The sequence below is a fragment of the Streptomyces sp. NPDC002133 genome, assembly GCF_040296405.1.
GTDB lineage: Bacteria > Actinomycetota > Actinomycetes > Streptomycetales > Streptomycetaceae > Streptomyces.
On sequence record NZ_JBEOXF010000050.1, the window covers coordinates 23,153 to 38,222 of the forward strand.

Annotated in this window: 17 protein-coding genes, 2 pseudogenes and 1 riboswitch; of the genes and pseudogenes, 9 read left to right on the plus strand and 10 right to left on the minus strand. The window is 72.4% G+C overall.

What is annotated here, in order from left to right; translation table 11 throughout:
* Window position 1: 1 nt before the first annotated feature.
* From bioD to bioB, 3 genes are all read right to left on the minus strand, one after another.
* Window positions 2-718, minus strand: coding sequence for a dethiobiotin synthase (gene bioD / locus ABT078_RS32415; protein WP_351234097.1), 717 nt, complete (start codon window positions 716-718; stop codon window positions 2-4).
* 139 nt (window positions 719-857) lie between these two features.
* Window positions 858-2,147: an adenosylmethionine--8-amino-7-oxononanoate transaminase gene (locus tag ABT078_RS32420; protein ID WP_351234099.1), complete on the minus strand. Its 1,290-nt coding sequence runs from the start codon at window positions 2,145-2,147 to the stop codon at window positions 858-860.
* Window positions 2,140-3,309: a biotin synthase BioB gene (bioB, locus tag ABT078_RS32425; protein ID WP_351234101.1), complete on the minus strand. Its 1,170-nt coding sequence runs from the start codon at window positions 3,307-3,309 to the stop codon at window positions 2,140-2,142. Before bioB ends, ABT078_RS32420 begins: the two co-directional genes overlap by 8 nt.
* Before the next feature lie 157 nt (window positions 3,310-3,466).
* Between bioB and ABT078_RS32430 the strand changes: the two genes are divergently transcribed.
* Window positions 3,467-4,612, plus strand: a complete 1,146-nt coding sequence (locus tag ABT078_RS32430) for an 8-amino-7-oxononanoate synthase (RefSeq protein WP_502981417.1) — start codon at window positions 3,467-3,469, stop codon at window positions 4,610-4,612.
* A gap of 26 nt (window positions 4,613-4,638) precedes the next feature.
* Here the strand turns inward: ABT078_RS32430 and ABT078_RS32435 are convergent, their stop codons facing one another.
* Both ABT078_RS32435 and ABT078_RS32440 read right to left on the minus strand, forming a co-directional pair.
* Entirely contained in the window at window positions 4,639-4,854 is a 216-nt protein-coding gene (locus ABT078_RS32435; protein WP_351234105.1) for a DUF397 domain-containing protein, read from the minus strand.
* 13 nt (window positions 4,855-4,867) lie between these two features.
* Window positions 4,868-5,725: a helix-turn-helix domain-containing protein gene (locus ABT078_RS32440; RefSeq protein WP_351234107.1), complete on the minus strand. Its 858-nt coding sequence runs from the start codon at window positions 5,723-5,725 to the stop codon at window positions 4,868-4,870.
* Between the two features lie 294 nt (window positions 5,726-6,019).
* On the opposite strand from ABT078_RS32440, the gene ABT078_RS32445 reads away from it, so the two are divergent.
* The 3 genes from ABT078_RS32445 to ABT078_RS32455 all read left to right on the plus strand — a co-directional run bounded on the left by ABT078_RS32445 (window position 6,020) and on the right by ABT078_RS32455 (window position 7,835).
* Window positions 6,020-6,460, plus strand: a complete 441-nt coding sequence (locus tag ABT078_RS32445; RefSeq protein WP_351234109.1) for an ATP-binding protein — start codon at window positions 6,020-6,022, stop codon at window positions 6,458-6,460.
* Window positions 6,461-6,514: 54 nt separating this feature from the next.
* A complete protein-coding gene (locus ABT078_RS32450) occupies window positions 6,515-7,294 on the plus strand; it encodes an SDR family NAD(P)-dependent oxidoreductase (protein ID WP_351234112.1) in 780 nt (259 codons plus the stop codon).
* A 214-nt stretch (window positions 7,295-7,508) separates the two neighbouring features.
* Window positions 7,509-7,835: a hypothetical protein gene (locus ABT078_RS32455; RefSeq protein ID WP_502981414.1), complete on the plus strand. Its 327-nt coding sequence runs from the start codon at window positions 7,509-7,511 to the stop codon at window positions 7,833-7,835.
* Here ABT078_RS32455 and ABT078_RS32460 read toward each other — a convergent pair.
* From ABT078_RS32460 to ABT078_RS32475, 4 genes are all read right to left on the minus strand, one after another.
* Window positions 7,818-8,399 (minus strand): DUF6328 family protein, encoded by a 582-nt coding sequence (locus tag ABT078_RS32460; RefSeq protein WP_351234114.1) that lies wholly within the window; start codon window positions 8,397-8,399, stop codon window positions 7,818-7,820. The two genes, ABT078_RS32455 and ABT078_RS32460, sit on opposite strands and share 18 nt — an antisense overlap.
* A gap of 66 nt (window positions 8,400-8,465) precedes the next feature.
* Window positions 8,466-8,942, minus strand: a complete 477-nt coding sequence (locus ABT078_RS32465; RefSeq protein WP_351234116.1) for a C40 family peptidase — start codon at window positions 8,940-8,942, stop codon at window positions 8,466-8,468.
* A gap of 3 nt (window positions 8,943-8,945) precedes the next feature.
* Window positions 8,946-9,101: riboswitch (cyclic di-AMP (ydaO/yuaA leader) on the minus strand.
* A 364-nt stretch (window positions 9,102-9,465) separates the two neighbouring features.
* Complete coding sequence (locus ABT078_RS32470) at window positions 9,466-9,774, minus strand: hypothetical protein (protein WP_351234118.1); 309 nt, start codon at window positions 9,772-9,774, stop codon at window positions 9,466-9,468.
* A gap of 7 nt (window positions 9,775-9,781) precedes the next feature.
* Window positions 9,782-10,417, minus strand: coding sequence for an ATP-dependent Clp protease proteolytic subunit (locus ABT078_RS32475; RefSeq protein ID WP_351234120.1), 636 nt, complete (start codon window positions 10,415-10,417; stop codon window positions 9,782-9,784).
* Between the two features lie 72 nt (window positions 10,418-10,489).
* On the opposite strand from ABT078_RS32475, the gene ABT078_RS32480 reads away from it, so the two are divergent.
* Window positions 10,490-10,792: a type II toxin-antitoxin system Phd/YefM family antitoxin gene (locus ABT078_RS32480; RefSeq protein ID WP_351234122.1), complete on the plus strand. Its 303-nt coding sequence runs from the start codon at window positions 10,490-10,492 to the stop codon at window positions 10,790-10,792.
* An 84-nt stretch (window positions 10,793-10,876) separates the two neighbouring features.
* Here the strand turns inward: ABT078_RS32480 and ABT078_RS32485 are convergent.
* Window positions 10,877-11,989: pseudogene (locus ABT078_RS32485) on the minus strand (ABC transporter permease).
* Here ABT078_RS32485 and ABT078_RS32490 point away from each other — a divergent pair.
* The 4 genes and pseudogenes from ABT078_RS32490 to ABT078_RS32505 all read left to right on the plus strand — a co-directional run.
* Window positions 11,901-12,321, plus strand: a pseudogene (locus ABT078_RS32490) (TetR family transcriptional regulator C-terminal domain-containing protein); the annotation flags it as partial. The pseudogenes ABT078_RS32485 and ABT078_RS32490 overlap by 89 nt on opposite strands.
* Before the next feature lie 138 nt (window positions 12,322-12,459).
* Complete coding sequence (locus tag ABT078_RS32495; RefSeq protein ID WP_351234124.1) at window positions 12,460-12,762, plus strand: urease subunit gamma; 303 nt, start codon at window positions 12,460-12,462, stop codon at window positions 12,760-12,762.
* Between the two features lie 15 nt (window positions 12,763-12,777).
* The gene (locus ABT078_RS32500; protein ID WP_351234126.1) at window positions 12,778-13,089 is read left to right on the plus strand and encodes an urease subunit beta; all 312 of its coding nucleotides are present in this window, start codon (window positions 12,778-12,780) and stop codon (window positions 13,087-13,089) included.
* Window positions 13,082-14,803 carry an urease subunit alpha gene (locus tag ABT078_RS32505; RefSeq protein WP_351234131.1) on the plus strand — a complete coding sequence of 574 codons (1,722 nt, stop codon included), beginning with the start codon at window positions 13,082-13,084 and terminating at the stop codon, window positions 14,801-14,803. The genes ABT078_RS32500 and ABT078_RS32505 overlap by 8 nt, the downstream gene beginning before the upstream one ends.
* The last annotated feature ends 267 nt before the right edge of the window (window positions 14,804-15,070 follow it).

Here is a 15,070-nt window from a genome sequence, read left to right on the forward strand (position 1 = left end):
GTCAGCGTACGGACGCGGCGAAGGCTTCCGCGTCCCAGACCCCGCCGAGCGCGGGGCCGAGCCAGTAAGGCGCCGCCGTACGGAACGCGGCGGGCGGCAGCGAGCCCGATCCCTCCGGCACGGCGCCCAGCAGCGGCGCGCCCGCCGCCTCGGGCAGATCGGTGAGATTGCAGCGGGCCGCGAGATCGGGCACGGCGGGCCAGCTGCCCACGACGACGCCGAGGGGCTCCAGCGAACGGGCGCGCAGCGCCTCGGCGGTGAGGGCGGTCGTGTTCAGCGTCCCGAGCCCGGGCGGAGCCACGATCAGTACGGGGGCGCGGAGCGTGCGGGCTGCGTCGGCGAGAGTGCCGGCGGCGTCGTCGAACCGTACGAGGAGGCCGCCGGCGCCCTCGACCAGGACGAGGTCGTGCTCCGTGGCGAGCTTCTCGGCGGCCTCGGCCACGGCATGCGGCCGCACCGGCGCCATGCCCGCCCTCCGCGCGGCGGTCGCCGGTGCCAACGGCTCGGGGAACCGCGCGAGTTCCATCCCGCTCACCCCGCTGCCCGCGAGCCGCGCGGCCTCCTCCGCGTCCCCGGCCTCCCCGCTTCCCAGCCCTGTCTGCGCGGGCTTCAGGACGGCCACCCTGCGCCCCCGGACGGCCGCGACGGCGGCGACGGCCGCGGTGACGACGGTCTTCCCGATCTCGGTCCCGGTTCCGGTGACGACGATGACACCCATGCGCGCGCTGCTCCTTGCCGTTGTCTGTTCCTGTGCTGCCGTGCTGCTGCGGTGGCGCTCGTCCGCCGGGCCGGGGAGCACCTGCGGCGGGCGCAAGCGGCGGACCCGCACGCCGGACGGGCTCCGGTGAAGGCCCGCGTCACCCCGCCGACGCGGCCGCCCGTACCGCGCGCGTGATGCGAGCGAGGTCCTCGTCGCCCGTCACGTACGGCGGCATCGTGTACACCAGGTCCCGGAACGGGCGGAGCCACACCCCCTCGCGTACCGCCGCCTCCGTGGCCGCGGCCATGTCCACGGGGTGGTCCAGCTGCACCACCCCGATGCCGCCGAGGACGCGGACCTCCCGCACCCCTTCCAGCGACGCCGCCTCCGCAAGCCCCTCCCGCAGGCCCGCCTCCAGGCGCTTGACCTCCTGCGCCCAGTCCTGACCGAGCAGCAGGTCGATCGAGGCGCACGCCACCGCAGCCGCCAGCGGGTTCCCCATGAACGTCGGCCCGTGGGCGAGGACGGGCACCTCACCCTGCGAGATCCCCTCCGCGACCCGCCCCGTGCACAAGGTCGCCGCCATCGTCAGATAACCGCCGGTCAGCGCCTTGCCGAGACACATGACATCGGGCGGGACAGGCGCGTGCTCGGCGGCGAACAGCGTCCCCGTCCGCCCGAAGCCGGTGGCGATCTCGTCGAACACGAGCAGCACGCCGTGCGCGTCGCACGCCTCCCGGAGCACCCGCAGATACGCGGGGGAGTGGAAGCGCATCCCGCCCGCTCCCTGCACCACCGGCTCCACGATCACCGCGGCCAGCTCGTCCGCGTGCCGCGCGACGAGCGCGCGCAGATGGTCCGCGTACGTCTCCTCGTACGCGACCGGCGGCGCGTCCGCGAAGATCTGCCGTGGCAGCACACCCGACCACAGGTCGTGCATGCCGCCCTCGGGGTCGCAGACCGACATCGGCTGCCAGGTGTCCCCGTGGTACCCGCCGCGCCAGGTCAGCAGCCGCTGCTTGGCCGGGCGGCCGACCGAGCGCCAGTACTGCAGGCACATCTTCACCGCGACCTCGACGGACACCGAGCCCGAGTCGCAGAGGAAGACGTGCCGGAGCGGCTCAGGGGTGATCTCGACCAGCCGGGTGGCGAGCCGGACGGCCGGTTCATGGGTGAGGCCGCCGAACATCACATGGCTCATGCGGTCCAGTTGGCCGCGTGCCGCCTCGTTGAGCACGGGGTGGTTGTAGCCGTGGACCGCCGACCACCACGAGGACATGCCGTCGACCAATTCGTGCTGTCCGTACGCCGGTTCGGCGAGCCGGAGCCGTACGCCTGACGCGGACTCGACGACCAGCGGGTCCGTACGGCCCGGCATCGGGCCGTACGGGTGCCAGACATGGGCCCGGTCCAGGGCCACGAGTTCGCGCGCGCCGGGACTACGCATTGGGTGCGAGGTCCGTCCCGGCGCCCCGGCGGCGCACCGCCACCAGATCGGGCCGCGCCGAGGTGGCGCTCGCGGTCTCCGGGGTTTCCGGCGCGGCGTCACCGCACGGCTCGCAGCCGCCGCCCCCGTGCGAGCCGCAGCCGCCCGCCGGCGCGTTCCCCCGGTGCTCCGGCAGCGTCGTCGTGTCCGCGCCCTCGACCTCGAAGCCCGCGTCCGCGATCATCTCGAGGTCCGCATGGCCCGCCTGGCCCTCGCTGGTCAGGTAGTCGCCGAGGAAGATCGAGTTGGCCAGGTGCAGCGCCAGCGGCTGGAGCGTGCGCAGATGCACCTCGCGGCCGCCCGCGAGCCGTACCTCCACGTCCGGGCAGACGAACCGCACCATGGCGAGGATCCGCAGCGCCCGCTGCGGCGTCAGATTCCACTCCTCGGCGAGCGGCGTGCCCTCGAACGGGATCAGGAAGTTCACCGGCACCGAGTCCGGGTCCAGCTCGCGCAGCGCGAACACCACGTCGACCAGGTCCTCGTCGCTCTCGCCCATGCCCGCGATCAGACCGGAGCACGCCGACAGCCCGGCCGCGTGCGCCTTCTGGACGGTGTCCACCCGGTCGGCGTAGGTGTGCGTGGTCGTGATGTCCCCGTACGTCCCCTCGGACGTGTTGAGGTTGTGGTTGTACGCGTCGGCGCCCGCGGACCGCAGCCGCTCCGCCTGCCCGTCGGAGAGCAGGCCGAGGCAGGCGCACACCTCGACGCCCTCGTTCTGCTCCTTGATCGCCTCGATGGTCTGCGACACCCGGTCGACGTCCCGGTCCGTCGGACCGCGGCCACTGGCGACCAGGCACACCCGCTTCGCGCCGCCCGCGACCCCGGCGGCGGCCGCCTTCGACGCCTCGTCAGGCTTCAGCCAGGTGTACTTGAGGATGTCCGCCTTGGAGCCCAGCCGCTGGGAACAGTAGGAGCAGTCCTCGGGGCACAGGCCCGACTTGAGATTGACCAGATAGTTCAGCTTCACCCGCCGCCCGAACCACTGACGGCGCACCTTTCCGGCCGCGGCCACCACTTCGAGCAGATCGTCGTCGGAGGTCGCCAGCACGGCGAGCGCTTCTGCGCGGGTCGGCAGCTCGCGCCGCAGGCCCTTGTCCACCAGCGTGTTCAGGAGGTCCATGGCGCAGATCCTTGCCTACCGGACACCCCCGGGCCAAGGAGGAACTCGACAACACGCGCGGAATGAGGTGTGTGCATGGCCACACTCTGACCTCTGCTGTCCCGGGCTAGGGTCTGTCCGCTGCCTACAAAAGGACCGGACCGTCATGCCGCAGGCCCTGCCCCAGGATCCCTTCGAGTGGACCGCCGACGCGGCACGCCTCCGGGCGGAAGCCGGTCTCGTACGGACAGTCCGGCCGCGCCCATCCGGCGCCGCCGTGCTCGATCTCGCGAGCAACGACTATCTCGGCCTCACCCGGCGGCCGGAGATCACCGAGGCGGCGGCCGAGGCCGCCCGGCGCTGGGGCGCCGGCGCCACCGGCTCGCGGCTCGTCACCGGCAGCACCGAGCTGCACGCTGAACTGGAGCGCGAACTGGCCGAGTTCTGCGGTTTCGAGGCCGCCCTGGTGTTCTCCTCCGGGTACGCCGCGAACCTCGCCGCACTCACCGCGCTCAGCGCCCACGGCTCCCTGACCGTCTCGGACGCGGGCAACCATGCCTCCATCGTCGACGGCTGCCGGCTCTCGCGGGCCGAGACGGCGGTCGTCCCGCACGCCGATCCCGAGGCCGTGCGCAAGACGCTCGAAGCGCACCCCGGGCGGCGCGCCCTCGTCGTCACCGACTCGGTTTTCTCGGTGGACGGCGACGCCGCCCCGCTGACCGGTCTCGCCGAGGCCTGCCGCACGCACGGGGCCGCTCTCATGGTCGACGACGCGCACGGCTTCGGGGTGCTCGGTGACGGCGGCCGGGGCGCCCTGCACGCCGCCCGGCTCGAGGGTGCCACGGGCGTCGTCGCCACCCTGACGCTGTCCAAGTCCCTTGGCAGCCAGGGCGGTGCGGTCCTCGGCCCTGCGCGGGTGATCGACCATCTGGTGAACGCCGCGCGGACGTTCATCTTCGACACCGGCCTGGCCCCGGCCGCGGTGGGCGCCGCCCTGGCGAGCCTGCGGCTGCTGCGGCGCGAGCCGGCTCTCGCCGAGCGGGCCCGTACCGTCGCCACGACGCTGTACGAGCGGCTGACCGGAGCCGGACTGACGGCCGCCCGTCCGGACGCGGCCGTCGTGTCCGTACAGGCTCCGTCGCCGGAGTCGGCCGTGCGGTGGGCGGCGGACTGCCGTGCCGCGGGTCTGGCCGTCGGGTGCTTCCGGCCGCCGTCCGTGCCGGACGGGATCTCGCGGATCCGGCTGACCGCGCGGGCCGACCTCACGGAACAGCAGATCCAGGCGGCGCTCGGCACGATCCTGCGGACCGCGCCGCCGCGGTGAGTTACGCGGCCGCCGCCGCCGACCCGTCAGGCGTCCTCGCGTCGCAGCCCGCGCAGGAAACCGGTCCATGCCTCGGGAGAGAGACGCAGATGCGGCCGCTCGACGTTCTTGGAGTCGCGCACGGCCAGACCGCCGTCCGCGTATCGGGCCGTCTCGACGCAGTTGTTCATTCCGACGCTGCGGCTGCTGCGCCGCCAAGGGGTGCAGATCTGGGTGCGTATCCGTGCGTGGTGAGCAGACATGTGTGTGCCTTCCCTACGCGCCGTCGGCGATCCCGGCGATGAGATCCAACGAGTCCTGGAACGACAGGGCATGCGCCTGCATGGTGCGGAACGCGGCGCCGTACGCCTCGAGGTCTTCTTTCCGCTCCAGGTAGAGGCTACTCGTCAGATGGTCAAGAACAACCACGTCCAGATCAGAAGTGGCCGGAAACGAGAAAATTACGAAAGGTCCGGTAAGGCCCGCATAGCCGCCCGTCGAGAACGGGAGCACCTGCAGCCGCACGTGGGGGAGTTGGGCCTGCTCCAGCACCCGCGCCAGCTGCCCGCGCATAACCCCCCGCCCGCCCACCTGCCGCCGCAGCACCGCTTCGTCCAGGACCGCGCTCAACGTCAGGGGACGCTCCGCGTGCAGCACCTCCTGGCGGGCGAGCCGCACCTCAACCAGCGAGTCCACCGTCGCCGCAGGCACCCCGTCCAGCGCGGAACGGGTCACCGCCCGCGCGTAGTCCGGGGTCTGCAGGAGCCCCGGCACCACCGAGGTCTCCAGCGTGCGCGCGGCGCTCGCCTGCGACTCCAGACTGATGAAGTCCCGGTACTGGGGCGGGATCACCCCGCGATAGGCGTGCCACCAGCCGGTGCCCCCGCCGCCTGCCGAGCCCGCCAGCGCCTCGAGCAGTTCGCGCAGCCGCGCGTCGGTGACGTCGTACGCATCGAGCAGCCGCACCACATCGGCCGGTTTCACACCGCTCGTGCCGGTCTCGATCCGGCTCACCTTCGACTGGTGCCACCCCACGAGCCGGGCGGCCTCCCGGCTGGTGAGACCCGCGCCGAGGCGCAGCCCGCGCAGCTCCTCACCGAGCTTGCGCCGACGCACCGCGGGACCGTGCCGCATGCCCGCCGCCTCCTTCCGGTACCAGGGCCCCTCCTCCGGATCGGACCCGAGCCGCCCGGCGGACCGAGGGCACCGAAACGGCAGCCACCAAGTCTGCGCCCAAATACGTTCTCGCGTCGCAGAGTTCACCGCTTCGAGCGACAGATATATGCATATCTTGGTGGATCGCCGCCAACAGCGGCATCAACGGTGGCAGTCTGGCGCGAAGCACAGTCCGAGGCCGCTCCGGTGCATCATCCGCTCCGTGTCGCCACGTGCCGGCATCCGGCCCCGGCGGGAAAGGGACAGCTCGCCATGGCAGACCACCTGGAAGCCTCCGTCACTCTGCCGAGCGATCCCGCCTCGGTCTCCGCCGCCCGGCGATATGTCACCGGAGTCCTCACCGAATGGGGCCTCCCCGGTGAGGCGGAAACGGCCGACACCGTCCGGCTGATCGTCTCCGAACTCGCCACCAACGCCGTGCAGCACACCTTCGGGCAGTCGCCGACCTTCACCGTCGACCTCCGCCTGGAGCGCGACGAGCACCTGCGTGTCGGGGTCACCGACAGCCATCCGCGCTGGCCGCAGCGGTTGCCCGCGGCCGTCCAACAGGACAACGGACGCGGCATGGTGATCATCCGCTGGCTCACCACCGAGTACGGCGGAGAGCTCTCCGTGACCCCGACTCCCGACGGCGGCAAGACCGTCTGGATCGCCCTTCCGTGGACCACGGCCCCCGTCCGGAACCCGGACTGAACCGGTCGGCACCGCCCCGGCCCGCCCCGAGGGCCTGCCGACTAGTGTGCGGGGATGATCTCGCAGGCGTATCTCTCCGAACTGTTCTCGCTGGAAGGCCGGGTGGCCGTGGTGACCGGCGGCAGCTCGGGCATCGGCCGGGCCATCGCCGGGGCCCTCGCGCGCGCAGGGGCGGACGTCGTGGTCGTGGCACGCAAGGAGGCGGAGCTGGCCGCCACGGTCGGCGAACTGGCCGCCCACGGCTGCCGGGCAGCCTGGGTGAGCGCCGACCTGAGCAGCCGCGACGGTGTGCGCACGGCGGCCGAGGAGGCGGTCGAGGCCTTCGGGGAGCCCGACATCCTCGTCAACTGCGCCGGGGTCAACCTGCGCCCGCCGATGGGCGAGCTGGACGAGGACGTGTGGGACACCACCATGGCCGTGAACCTGGAGGCGCCGTATCTGCTGGGCCGGCGGTTCGGGCCCGGCATGGCCGAACGGGGATTCGGCCGGATCATCCACATCACCTCCCAGCAGGCGCACCGAGCGTTCGTCCAGAGCGGCGCGTACGGGGTTTCCAAGGGGGCGCTGGAGTCGCTGGCCCGCTCACAGGCCGAGGCATGGTCGCCGTACGGCGTCACCTGCAACACGCTGGTGCCGGGATTCGTGATGACGCCGCTCAACACGCGGCTGTCCTCGGACCCCGAGAAGGTGGCGGCGCTGGCCGCGCGCACGATGGTCGGGCGCAACGGGCTGGCCGATGACTTCGCGGGCGCGGCGGTGTTCCTGGCGAGCCGCGCCTCCGCCTATGTGACCGGGCAGTCGATCTTCGTCGACGGCGGGTTCTCCGTTCACTGAGCCTCACACCAGTGCCTCACGCGGCCTGCGCGAACCCGCCCGCGGCAGCGCCCGCAGGGAGCGGGCAGCGGGACCGGACTCGTCGCCGCGGTGTGCCACCGAGATCGTGCGCCGGAAGGTCGGGTGGGGCGTACCCTCCACCTCGGCGTGCGGGCCCTGCGCAGCGCGCTCCGGCCGGTACGGGCGGCCCGGGACGAAGGCGAGCGGCCTCGGCGTGCGGGCCCTGCGCAGCGCGCTCCGGCCGGTACGGGCGGCCCGGGACGAAGGCGAGCGGCCGGTGCCCGCCGGGACCGTGCGCAGCCTGCGTCAGGGCTTTCCGGCCGATGCGCTGAACCCCAAGGCGCCGGTGCTCTTCCTCGGCCTGCTGCCGCCGTTCGTTCCGGTCGGCGCGCCCGTGCTGCCGCGGACGCTTCTGCCGGCCGGCCTCGTGCTCGTGCCGGTGTGGTTCCCGCTCGTCGCGCTGCGTTGGACCGGCTGTGGCGGTGGCTGCGCCGGCCGCGTACCTCGCGGGCCGTGGAGGGGGTCAGCGGCGGGGCGCTGACGGCCCTCGGCCCGACGCTGGTGAGCCCTCCCCTCGCCCGTTGAGGCTCCGGGCCATGGCCCACGGCAGGACTGCCCAGAGCGCGGCACAGATGAGCAGCGTCACCGCAGCGGCCGCGATGCCCTCCGGTGTGCCGTGCACGACGTCGACGACCAGGAGCATCGCGGAGGCCAGCGCCAGCGCGAGCACCGCCAGGCCGATGCCCGCCAGCCGGGAGGAGACCTGCACGATCTCCTCCTTGGCACCCCTGCGGAAGAGGCCGCGATGCACCGCGGCGGGCGCGGTGAACAGCGCCGCGGCCGCCACGGCGAGCAGCAGCGTGGTCACGTACGTGCCGCGCTGGAACGAGTCGAGGGACGGGAACCGCGCCGTGAAGGCCAGCGTGAGCAGAAAGGCGAACAGGATCTGGACGCCAGTCTGGATGACCCGCAGCTCCTGCAGCAGCTCGGCGAAGTTGCGGTCGGCGCGCTCCGGCTCGGTCTCGCGCCGTCCGTCGTCGAGCTCTTCGTCGTCCGGTCGTGCGTCGTCGTTCCGCGGGGCGCCGGGGCTCTGGTCGTCAGGCATACCGTACGAGTAGCCCGCGCCCCGCGGAACATGTCACCGAATGGGCCGACCGGCTGATCCGGCCGGTCAGCGCACGCGCCCGTACCGGACGCTCTTGGTCCAGATCTTGCTCAGCTTCACGACGGAGCCGGTCTTGGGGGAGTGCCACATCCTTCCGCCTCCCGCGTAGATGCCGACGTGATACACGTATCCGCCGGCGTGGAAGAACACCAGGTCGCCCATCTGCCGGTGGGAGGCCGAGATGTGGCGCGTGCGGTTGTACTGGGCCTGCGCCGTGCGCGGCAGCCGCTTTCCCGCCTTCTTGAACGCGTAGAGCGTGAGCCCCGAGCAGTCGAACCGGTACGGGCCGGTGGCTCCCCACCGGTAGGGGGCGCCCCTCTTGGAGGCGGCCACCTTGAGAGCCTTGAGCGCGTGGCCCGACGCGGCGTGCGCCTCCGGCGCGCCGCCCGGGACCAACAGGGAGCCGCCGACGGCGGCGAGAGTGAGAGCCGAGACGGCTCCCGTCCGCGAGAGCAGGGACGGACAATATGTCTGCGCAGTCATGCGCAACCCTTCGTCAGCCGCCTGTGAAGGATGACCTGTCGGGTTCGGACCTGCGAAGATGCCCGGCCGCGGATGCGGCTTCACCCCGAGGACCGGCCGCGGTGGGCGGCCGGCCCGAACTGCTCGGGTCCTCCACTCCTGCCGAAGCACTCATGTCGACCAGGCATCCGGAGCGGCGGCAGGATTCGGCGTCCGCCCGGACCGCCCCGCCGCGGTGGCGGGGGCTTGTCGTCCCAGGGATCTTGACGCACCTACTGCCCGATTTCCGAGTTGAAACGAGGGTATGTAAGGCTCCTCACGACTGATCCGATCGAGTGGACCAAGCCGTTCGGCCCACTTCCAGTGGCCGGATGACGAGCCTCGTACCAGCAACTGAGCGGCTCCTTTCACCGGATGGCCCATCCCGCTGCGCAACTCGGCAGGCATGAAAGTTGAAGTCGCACCTACGCCGGATGGGCGACACCCACTCGTACGCCTGCGGCCCTCCCGGCGCGTCGCCGACGCCGGCTCGCTGCCGCCTCGGTCAACTCGCCGACTCCGGCGGGACGGTGACCCGATCGGCCCTCCGCTCCCCGTCCAGCACCCTCAAGGCGCGGGTCAGAGTCGGCGCGTGCAGCTCGCTCTCGCCGCGGGCGTGCATCAGCGCGAGCGCGTCCCGCAGAGCGATCGCCCGTGCGGCCAGGGCCTGAGCGGCGCGGAGCGCGCCATAGGTGTGGGCGCCCCTGGCCGGATTGATCCGACCCAGTTGGTCGACCACTTCGAGATAGCGGTCGATGAACTCGCTTTCGGCGCGGGTCAGTGCGGGAAGCGGGGGCAGTTCCGGGGGCAGCACGGCCGCTTCACCGCGCCGCGGACGAAGCCGCGGACGTCCTGCGGTTCTTGATGAGGTGGTCGACCAGGCCGTACTCCACGGCCCCGGCGGCGTCGAACACCGTGTCACGTTCGATGTCGGCGGCGACGCGCTCGGGGCTCTGACCGGTGTGGTGCACCAGCATGGCGGAGATCTGGTCACGCAGCCGCAGCAACTCCTGCGCCTGGATGTCCAGATCGGTCGGCTGCCCCTGCACGGGCTCCGGAAGGGCGGGCTGCCCGACCACGACGCGTGCGCCCGGCAGGGCCATCCGCTTCCCCGGCGCACCGGCCGCGAGCAGTACAGCGGCGGTGGAGGCGGCCTGGCCCAGGCATGTCGTCGCGACGTCGCAGGTCAGCACCTGCATCGTGTCGTAGATCGACGTCATCGCGCTGATCGGGCCGCCGGGGGAGTTGATGTACAGGTTGATGTCCTGGTCGGGGGCCGCGTACTCGAGGTACAGGAGCTGGGCGACGACGTCGTTGGCGGACGTGTCGTCGACGGTCGTACCGAGGAAGACGATCCGCTCCTCCAGCAGCTTCGAGTACGGATCGAGGGTGCGGAGGCCGGCGCTGGTGCGCTCGGTGAACTCCGGCAGAACGTAGCGGGCGGCGGGTCGGTGCATGGCGTCCCTCTCCTCGTGCAACACGTCTCTGTGAAAAATGTACAGGACGTACAGGCCGTTATGATGGGGAGCATGGCCTATGAGATTCCGGTGACGCAAGCGCGGGCAGAGCTCGCCGACCTGATCAACCGCGTCGTGTACGGCGGCGAACGCGTGGTCGTCACCCGCCACGGAAAGCCGCTCGTGGCCCTGGTCTCCGCCGCTGACCTGGAACGACTCGAGGCGCTTGCGCGCTCCGAGGCCGCCGCGCAGCCGGCCGACGGGCCGGTGGCCGCGTCGCTGTCGAGGCTCCACACCCCGTCGTCGTCCGCTCCGGGCGAACGGGGCCGCTTCGGCATCGCCGCGGAGCACCGGCCGCAGGGTGGCGGTGCCTGAGGCGCCGCTTTCCGGCGGGCGTGGCGTACGGGAGGCGTGAAAGACCGCGCGCCCCCGTCCGCTGCAGCGGGGACGCGCGGTCGCTCACGGGGCCGGCAGGGGCCGTCGGCGGCCTCGGCCGACCGGTGCCGGTGCGGCCGCTCCGGCGGTACGGGACCGGTCGGCCGACCCGGCCGCGAGGGTCCGCCGGTTTCCGGCCAGTACGGCGGCCAGGCCGAGCGCCGCCCACAGCGTCAGCGTCGGTCCGCCGGCCGCGCTGCCGTCGAAGTACGCCACAGACCGCAGGAGTGATCCGCCCGCGCCCGGCGGCAGCCACCGGCCGATGGCTCCGGCCGGCTCGGGCAGCAGCTCCGGCGCCTCGCGACGCCCGAGAACGGGTTGCCGATCAGCACGACCAGCAGGGAGCCCAGGCCGACCCCGGCCGGTCCGACCAGCGCGGCGAGCCCCGCGACACCGCTGCCGACGGCCGGCACGGTCAGTCCGAGGACCCCCGCCTCCGCCCACCAGCCGCCGGTCAGGACCCCCAGCCAGGAGTGCGCGACGGCGGTCGCGGTGATCCCGACCGGAACGGCCGAGCCCAGCAGAGCGGTCGCCGCCCGCACCCGGCGCAGCCCGAGCACCGTCACCATGGCTCCGGCCGGCACGCCCGCCAGGGCGAGCGGGAGGATGCTGGAGGCCGGCGCGCCGCCCCGGGGGTCGCCGGCAGGGGCGGGCACGACATCCTCGACCGCCGGCCCGGCGCCGGCCGGCGCCGCTCCCGCCGCCGACTCCTTGAGCAGCTGCGCCACGGCAGGGCTCGCCGCCGACGCCGTCAGCACCTTCGGCCCCTCGGGGGTGACCAGCGGCTACTCGCGCCTCCTCGGCGGTGTCCGCGGCACGCGCCGCGGCAGCCGCGCGCACCGCGCCGTATACGGCCCGGTCCTCCACCGCGTCCCTGGCCGCGGCCTCGTCGGCGTAGTGACGGACGTCGAAGGCGCCCTCCCGCCGCTCGAAACCCTGCTCCAGCTGTGCGATGGCCGCGGCCGGTCCGGCGACGCCGACCGGGAGGTCCCGGGGCGCGATGCGTGCGGCTGGCCACGCGAAGGCCCACAGGGCGAGGGCGGGGGCGTTCGCGGGGATTCGCGGGGCTTTCGAGGAAGCGGCGCGTACGAGCCCGCCCCCGACGCCCGACGTGCTGCTCGGCCGGGAGCTGCACATGTTCCTGGAGGAGCAGGTCCCCGGGGGACCGGCAGGCGTTCGCACGGCTCGTCCTCCAGGTCTGGGGCGAGACGCTCCGCAACGACCATCTCGCCGGCATCCTCCGCGAGGGGTACGACGGCATGCGGCAGGCGTGGTCGAAGCTTGTCGGCGTCTACCGGGACAACGGGATTCTGGCCGTCGACGTGCCGGCCGACCACGTCGCGCGAACCCTCATCGCGACGGCGCAGGGATTCATCGCCCAGTAGGCGCTCTTCGGTGACGTGCGGGTCGAGGCCCTGGAGGACGGACTCCGTGCGCTGATGTCCATGCAGGTGGCGGAGATCAGTTAACGCGCCGGAAAAACTTCCGCCCTACGGTTCAAGCGTCGGTCACGCGAAGCTCGCATCGCAGTCAACGCATTGTTGACGCGGGCCGGCCTTCGCGTCGGCCCGAACAGGCCCACGCCGGACGACTTGTGAGGTGGAAGCGTGCAACTGACCCCGCACGAGCAGGAACGACTGCTCATCCATGTCGCCGCGGACGTGGCCGAGAAGCGCCGGGCCCGCGGGGTGAAGCTCAACCACCCCGAGGCGATCGCCCTCATCACCTCGCACATCCTGGAGGGCGCGCGCGACGGACGTACCGTCGCGGAGCTCATGGCCTCCGGACGGAAGGTGCTCACCCGCGACGACGTCATGGCGGGCATCCCCGAGATGATCCACGACGTGCAGGTCGAGGCCACCTTCCCGGACGGCACCAAGCTCGTCACCGTCCACGACCCGATCGTCTGACGGGGGAGCGCCGCGATGATTCCCGGAGAGTTCCTGTACGCGGACGAGCCCGTCACGCTGAACGAGGGCCGCGAAGTCACCCGTCTGACCGTGCTCAACGCCGCCGACCGCCCGGTCCAGGTGGGCTCCCACTACCACTTCGCCGAGGCCAATCCCGGTCTCGACTTCGACCGCGCCGCGGCCCGCGGACAGCGGCTGAACATCGCGGCCGGCACCGCCGTGCGCTTCGAGCCCGGTATCCCCGTCGCCGTCGAACTCGTACCCCTGGCCGGTCTCCGTGTCGTACCGGGGCTGCGGGGAGAGACCGGAGGCGGACTCGATGCCTGAGCTGACACGTGCCGTGTACGCGGACCTCTTCGGGCCCACGACCGGCGACCGGATCCGGCTCGCCGACACCGGGCTGCTCGTCGAGATCGAGGAAGACCGCTCCGGCGGGCCCGGACGCGCGGGCGACGAGGCCGTGTTCGGCGGCGGCAAGGTGATCCGCGAGTCGATGGGCCAGTCCCGCGCGACCCGCGCCGACGGCGCACCCGACACGGTCGTCACCGGCGCGGTGATCCTCGACCACTGGGGCATCGTCAAGGCCGACATCGGCATCCGCGACGGCCGGATCACCGGCATCGGCAAGGCGGGCAACCCTGACACCATGGACGGGGTCCACCCGGAGCTGGTGATCGGTCCCGAGACCGAAGTCGTCGCGGGCAACGGGAAGATCGTCACCGCGGGCGCCATCGACGCCCATGTCCACTTCATCTCGCCGACCATCGTCGACCAGGCGCTCTCGTCCGGCATCACCACACTCGTCGGCGGCGGCACCGGTCCCGCCGAGGGCACCAAGGCCACGACGATCACGCCCGGTTCCTGGCACCTCGCCCGGATGTTCGAGGCCCTGGAGCACTACCCGGTCAACATCGGGCTGCTCGGCAAGGGCAACACCGTGTCGCGCGAGGCGATGCACGCACAACTGCGGGGCGGTGCCGTCGGGTTCAAGATCCATGAGGACTGGGGTGCCACGCCCGCGGCCATCGACTCGTGCCTCGGCGTCTGCGAGGAGACCGGCGCGCAACTCGCCGTCCACACCGACACCCTGAACGAGGCAGGGTTCGTCGGCGACACCCTCGCCGCGATCGCGGGACGAACGATCCACGCGTACCACACCGAGGGCGCGGGCGGCGGGCACGCGCCGGACATCATCACCGTCGTCTCGGAGCCCTACGTCCTGCCGAGCTCCACCAATCCCACCCGGCCGCACACCGTCAACACCATCGAGGAACACCTCGACATGCTGATGGTCTGCCACCATCTCAACCCGGCCGTCCCCGAGGACCTGGCCTTCGCCGAGTCGAGGATCCGGCCGTCGACCATCGCCGCGGAGGACGTGCTGCACGACCTCGGCGCGATCTCCATCATCTCCTCGGACTCCCAGGCCATGGGGCGTGTGGGGGAGGTGATCCTGCGGACCTGGCAGACCGCGCACGTCATGAAGAAGCGGCGGGGAGCACTTCCCGGGGACGGGCGCGCAGACAACCTGCGTGCGCGTCGCTATGTCGCCAAATACACGATCAACCCGGCGGTCGCCCAGGGCATGGACCACGAGATCGGCTCGGTCGAACCGGGCAAGCTCGCCGACCTGGTGCTCTGGGAACCGGCCTTCTTCGGCGTCAAGCCGCAACTCGTCATCAAGGGCGGCCAGATCGCCTGTGCCCAGATGGGCGACGCCAACGCGTCCATCCCGACGCCCCAGCCGGTCATGCCCCGCCCGATGTTCGGCGCCATCGGCCGGGCGCCCGCCACGAACTCGGTCAACTTCGCCACGGCGGAGGCGATCGACGCCGGCCTGCCCGACCGTCTCGCCCTCGGCAAGCGCTTCGCCTCGATCCGCAGCACCCGCGGCGTGACGAAGTCGGACATGCGCGAGAACGACGCCCTGCCGCGCGTCGAGGTCGACGCGGACACCTTCACGGTGACGATCGACGGCGAAGCCGTCGAACCGGCTCCGGCGGCGGAACTGCCCATGGCCCAGCGCTACTTCCTCTTCTGACGATGACAGCGACCACGCACAGGGAGCGAAGAGAACCGGCCCGGGCCACCCGATCCGGGAGCACCGGAGCGGCAGCCGGCACCACGGACGTCACGGCCACCGGTGCCGCGTTCGGGCAGCCGGGCGTCGTGGCGCCGGGCGCTCCGGAGCCGACCGGCCGGCCCGGTGCAGCAGGGGTGTCGGAGGTGTCGTCCGAGGAGGGCTTCGTCGTGTGCGATGAGGCTGCGGTGTCCGGTTGTGGTGTTCCGGTGTCGTCGGCGGCTGCGA

Excerpts from the sequence above, each read along its gene's own strand:
- ABT078_RS32435 (WP_351234105.1), bottom strand. The coding sequence starts at position 4,854 with ATGTCTGCTCACCACGCACGGATACGCACCCAGATCTGCACCCCTTGG.
- bioB (WP_351234101.1), bottom strand. The coding sequence starts at position 3,309 with ATGGACCTCCTGAACACGCTGGTGGACAAGGGCCTGCGGCGCGAGCTG.
- ABT078_RS32445 (WP_351234109.1), top strand. The coding sequence starts at position 6,020 with ATGGCAGACCACCTGGAAGCCTCCGTCACTCTGCCGAGCGATCCCGCC.
- ABT078_RS32480 (WP_351234122.1), top strand. The coding sequence starts at position 10,490 with ATGGCCTATGAGATTCCGGTGACGCAAGCGCGGGCAGAGCTCGCCGAC.
- ABT078_RS32440 (WP_351234107.1), bottom strand. The coding sequence starts at position 5,725 with ATGCGGCACGGTCCCGCGGTGCGTCGGCGCAAGCTCGGTGAGGAGCTG.
- ABT078_RS32500 (WP_351234126.1), top strand. The coding sequence starts at position 12,778 with ATGATTCCCGGAGAGTTCCTGTACGCGGACGAGCCCGTCACGCTGAAC.
- ABT078_RS32420 (WP_351234099.1), bottom strand. The coding sequence starts at position 2,147 with ATGCGTAGTCCCGGCGCGCGCGAACTCGTGGCCCTGGACCGGGCCCAT.
- ABT078_RS32505 (WP_351234131.1), top strand. The coding sequence starts at position 13,082 with ATGCCTGAGCTGACACGTGCCGTGTACGCGGACCTCTTCGGGCCCACG.
- ABT078_RS32450 (WP_351234112.1), top strand. The coding sequence starts at position 6,515 with ATGATCTCGCAGGCGTATCTCTCCGAACTGTTCTCGCTGGAAGGCCGG.
- bioD (WP_351234097.1), bottom strand. The coding sequence starts at position 718 with ATGGGTGTCATCGTCGTCACCGGAACCGGGACCGAGATCGGGAAGACC.
- ABT078_RS32475 (WP_351234120.1), bottom strand. The coding sequence starts at position 10,417 with ATGCACCGACCCGCCGCCCGCTACGTTCTGCCGGAGTTCACCGAGCGC.
- ABT078_RS32460 (WP_351234114.1), bottom strand. The coding sequence starts at position 8,399 with ATGCCTGACGACCAGAGCCCCGGCGCCCCGCGGAACGACGACGCACGA.
- ABT078_RS32465 (WP_351234116.1), bottom strand. The coding sequence starts at position 8,942 with ATGACTGCGCAGACATATTGTCCGTCCCTGCTCTCGCGGACGGGAGCC.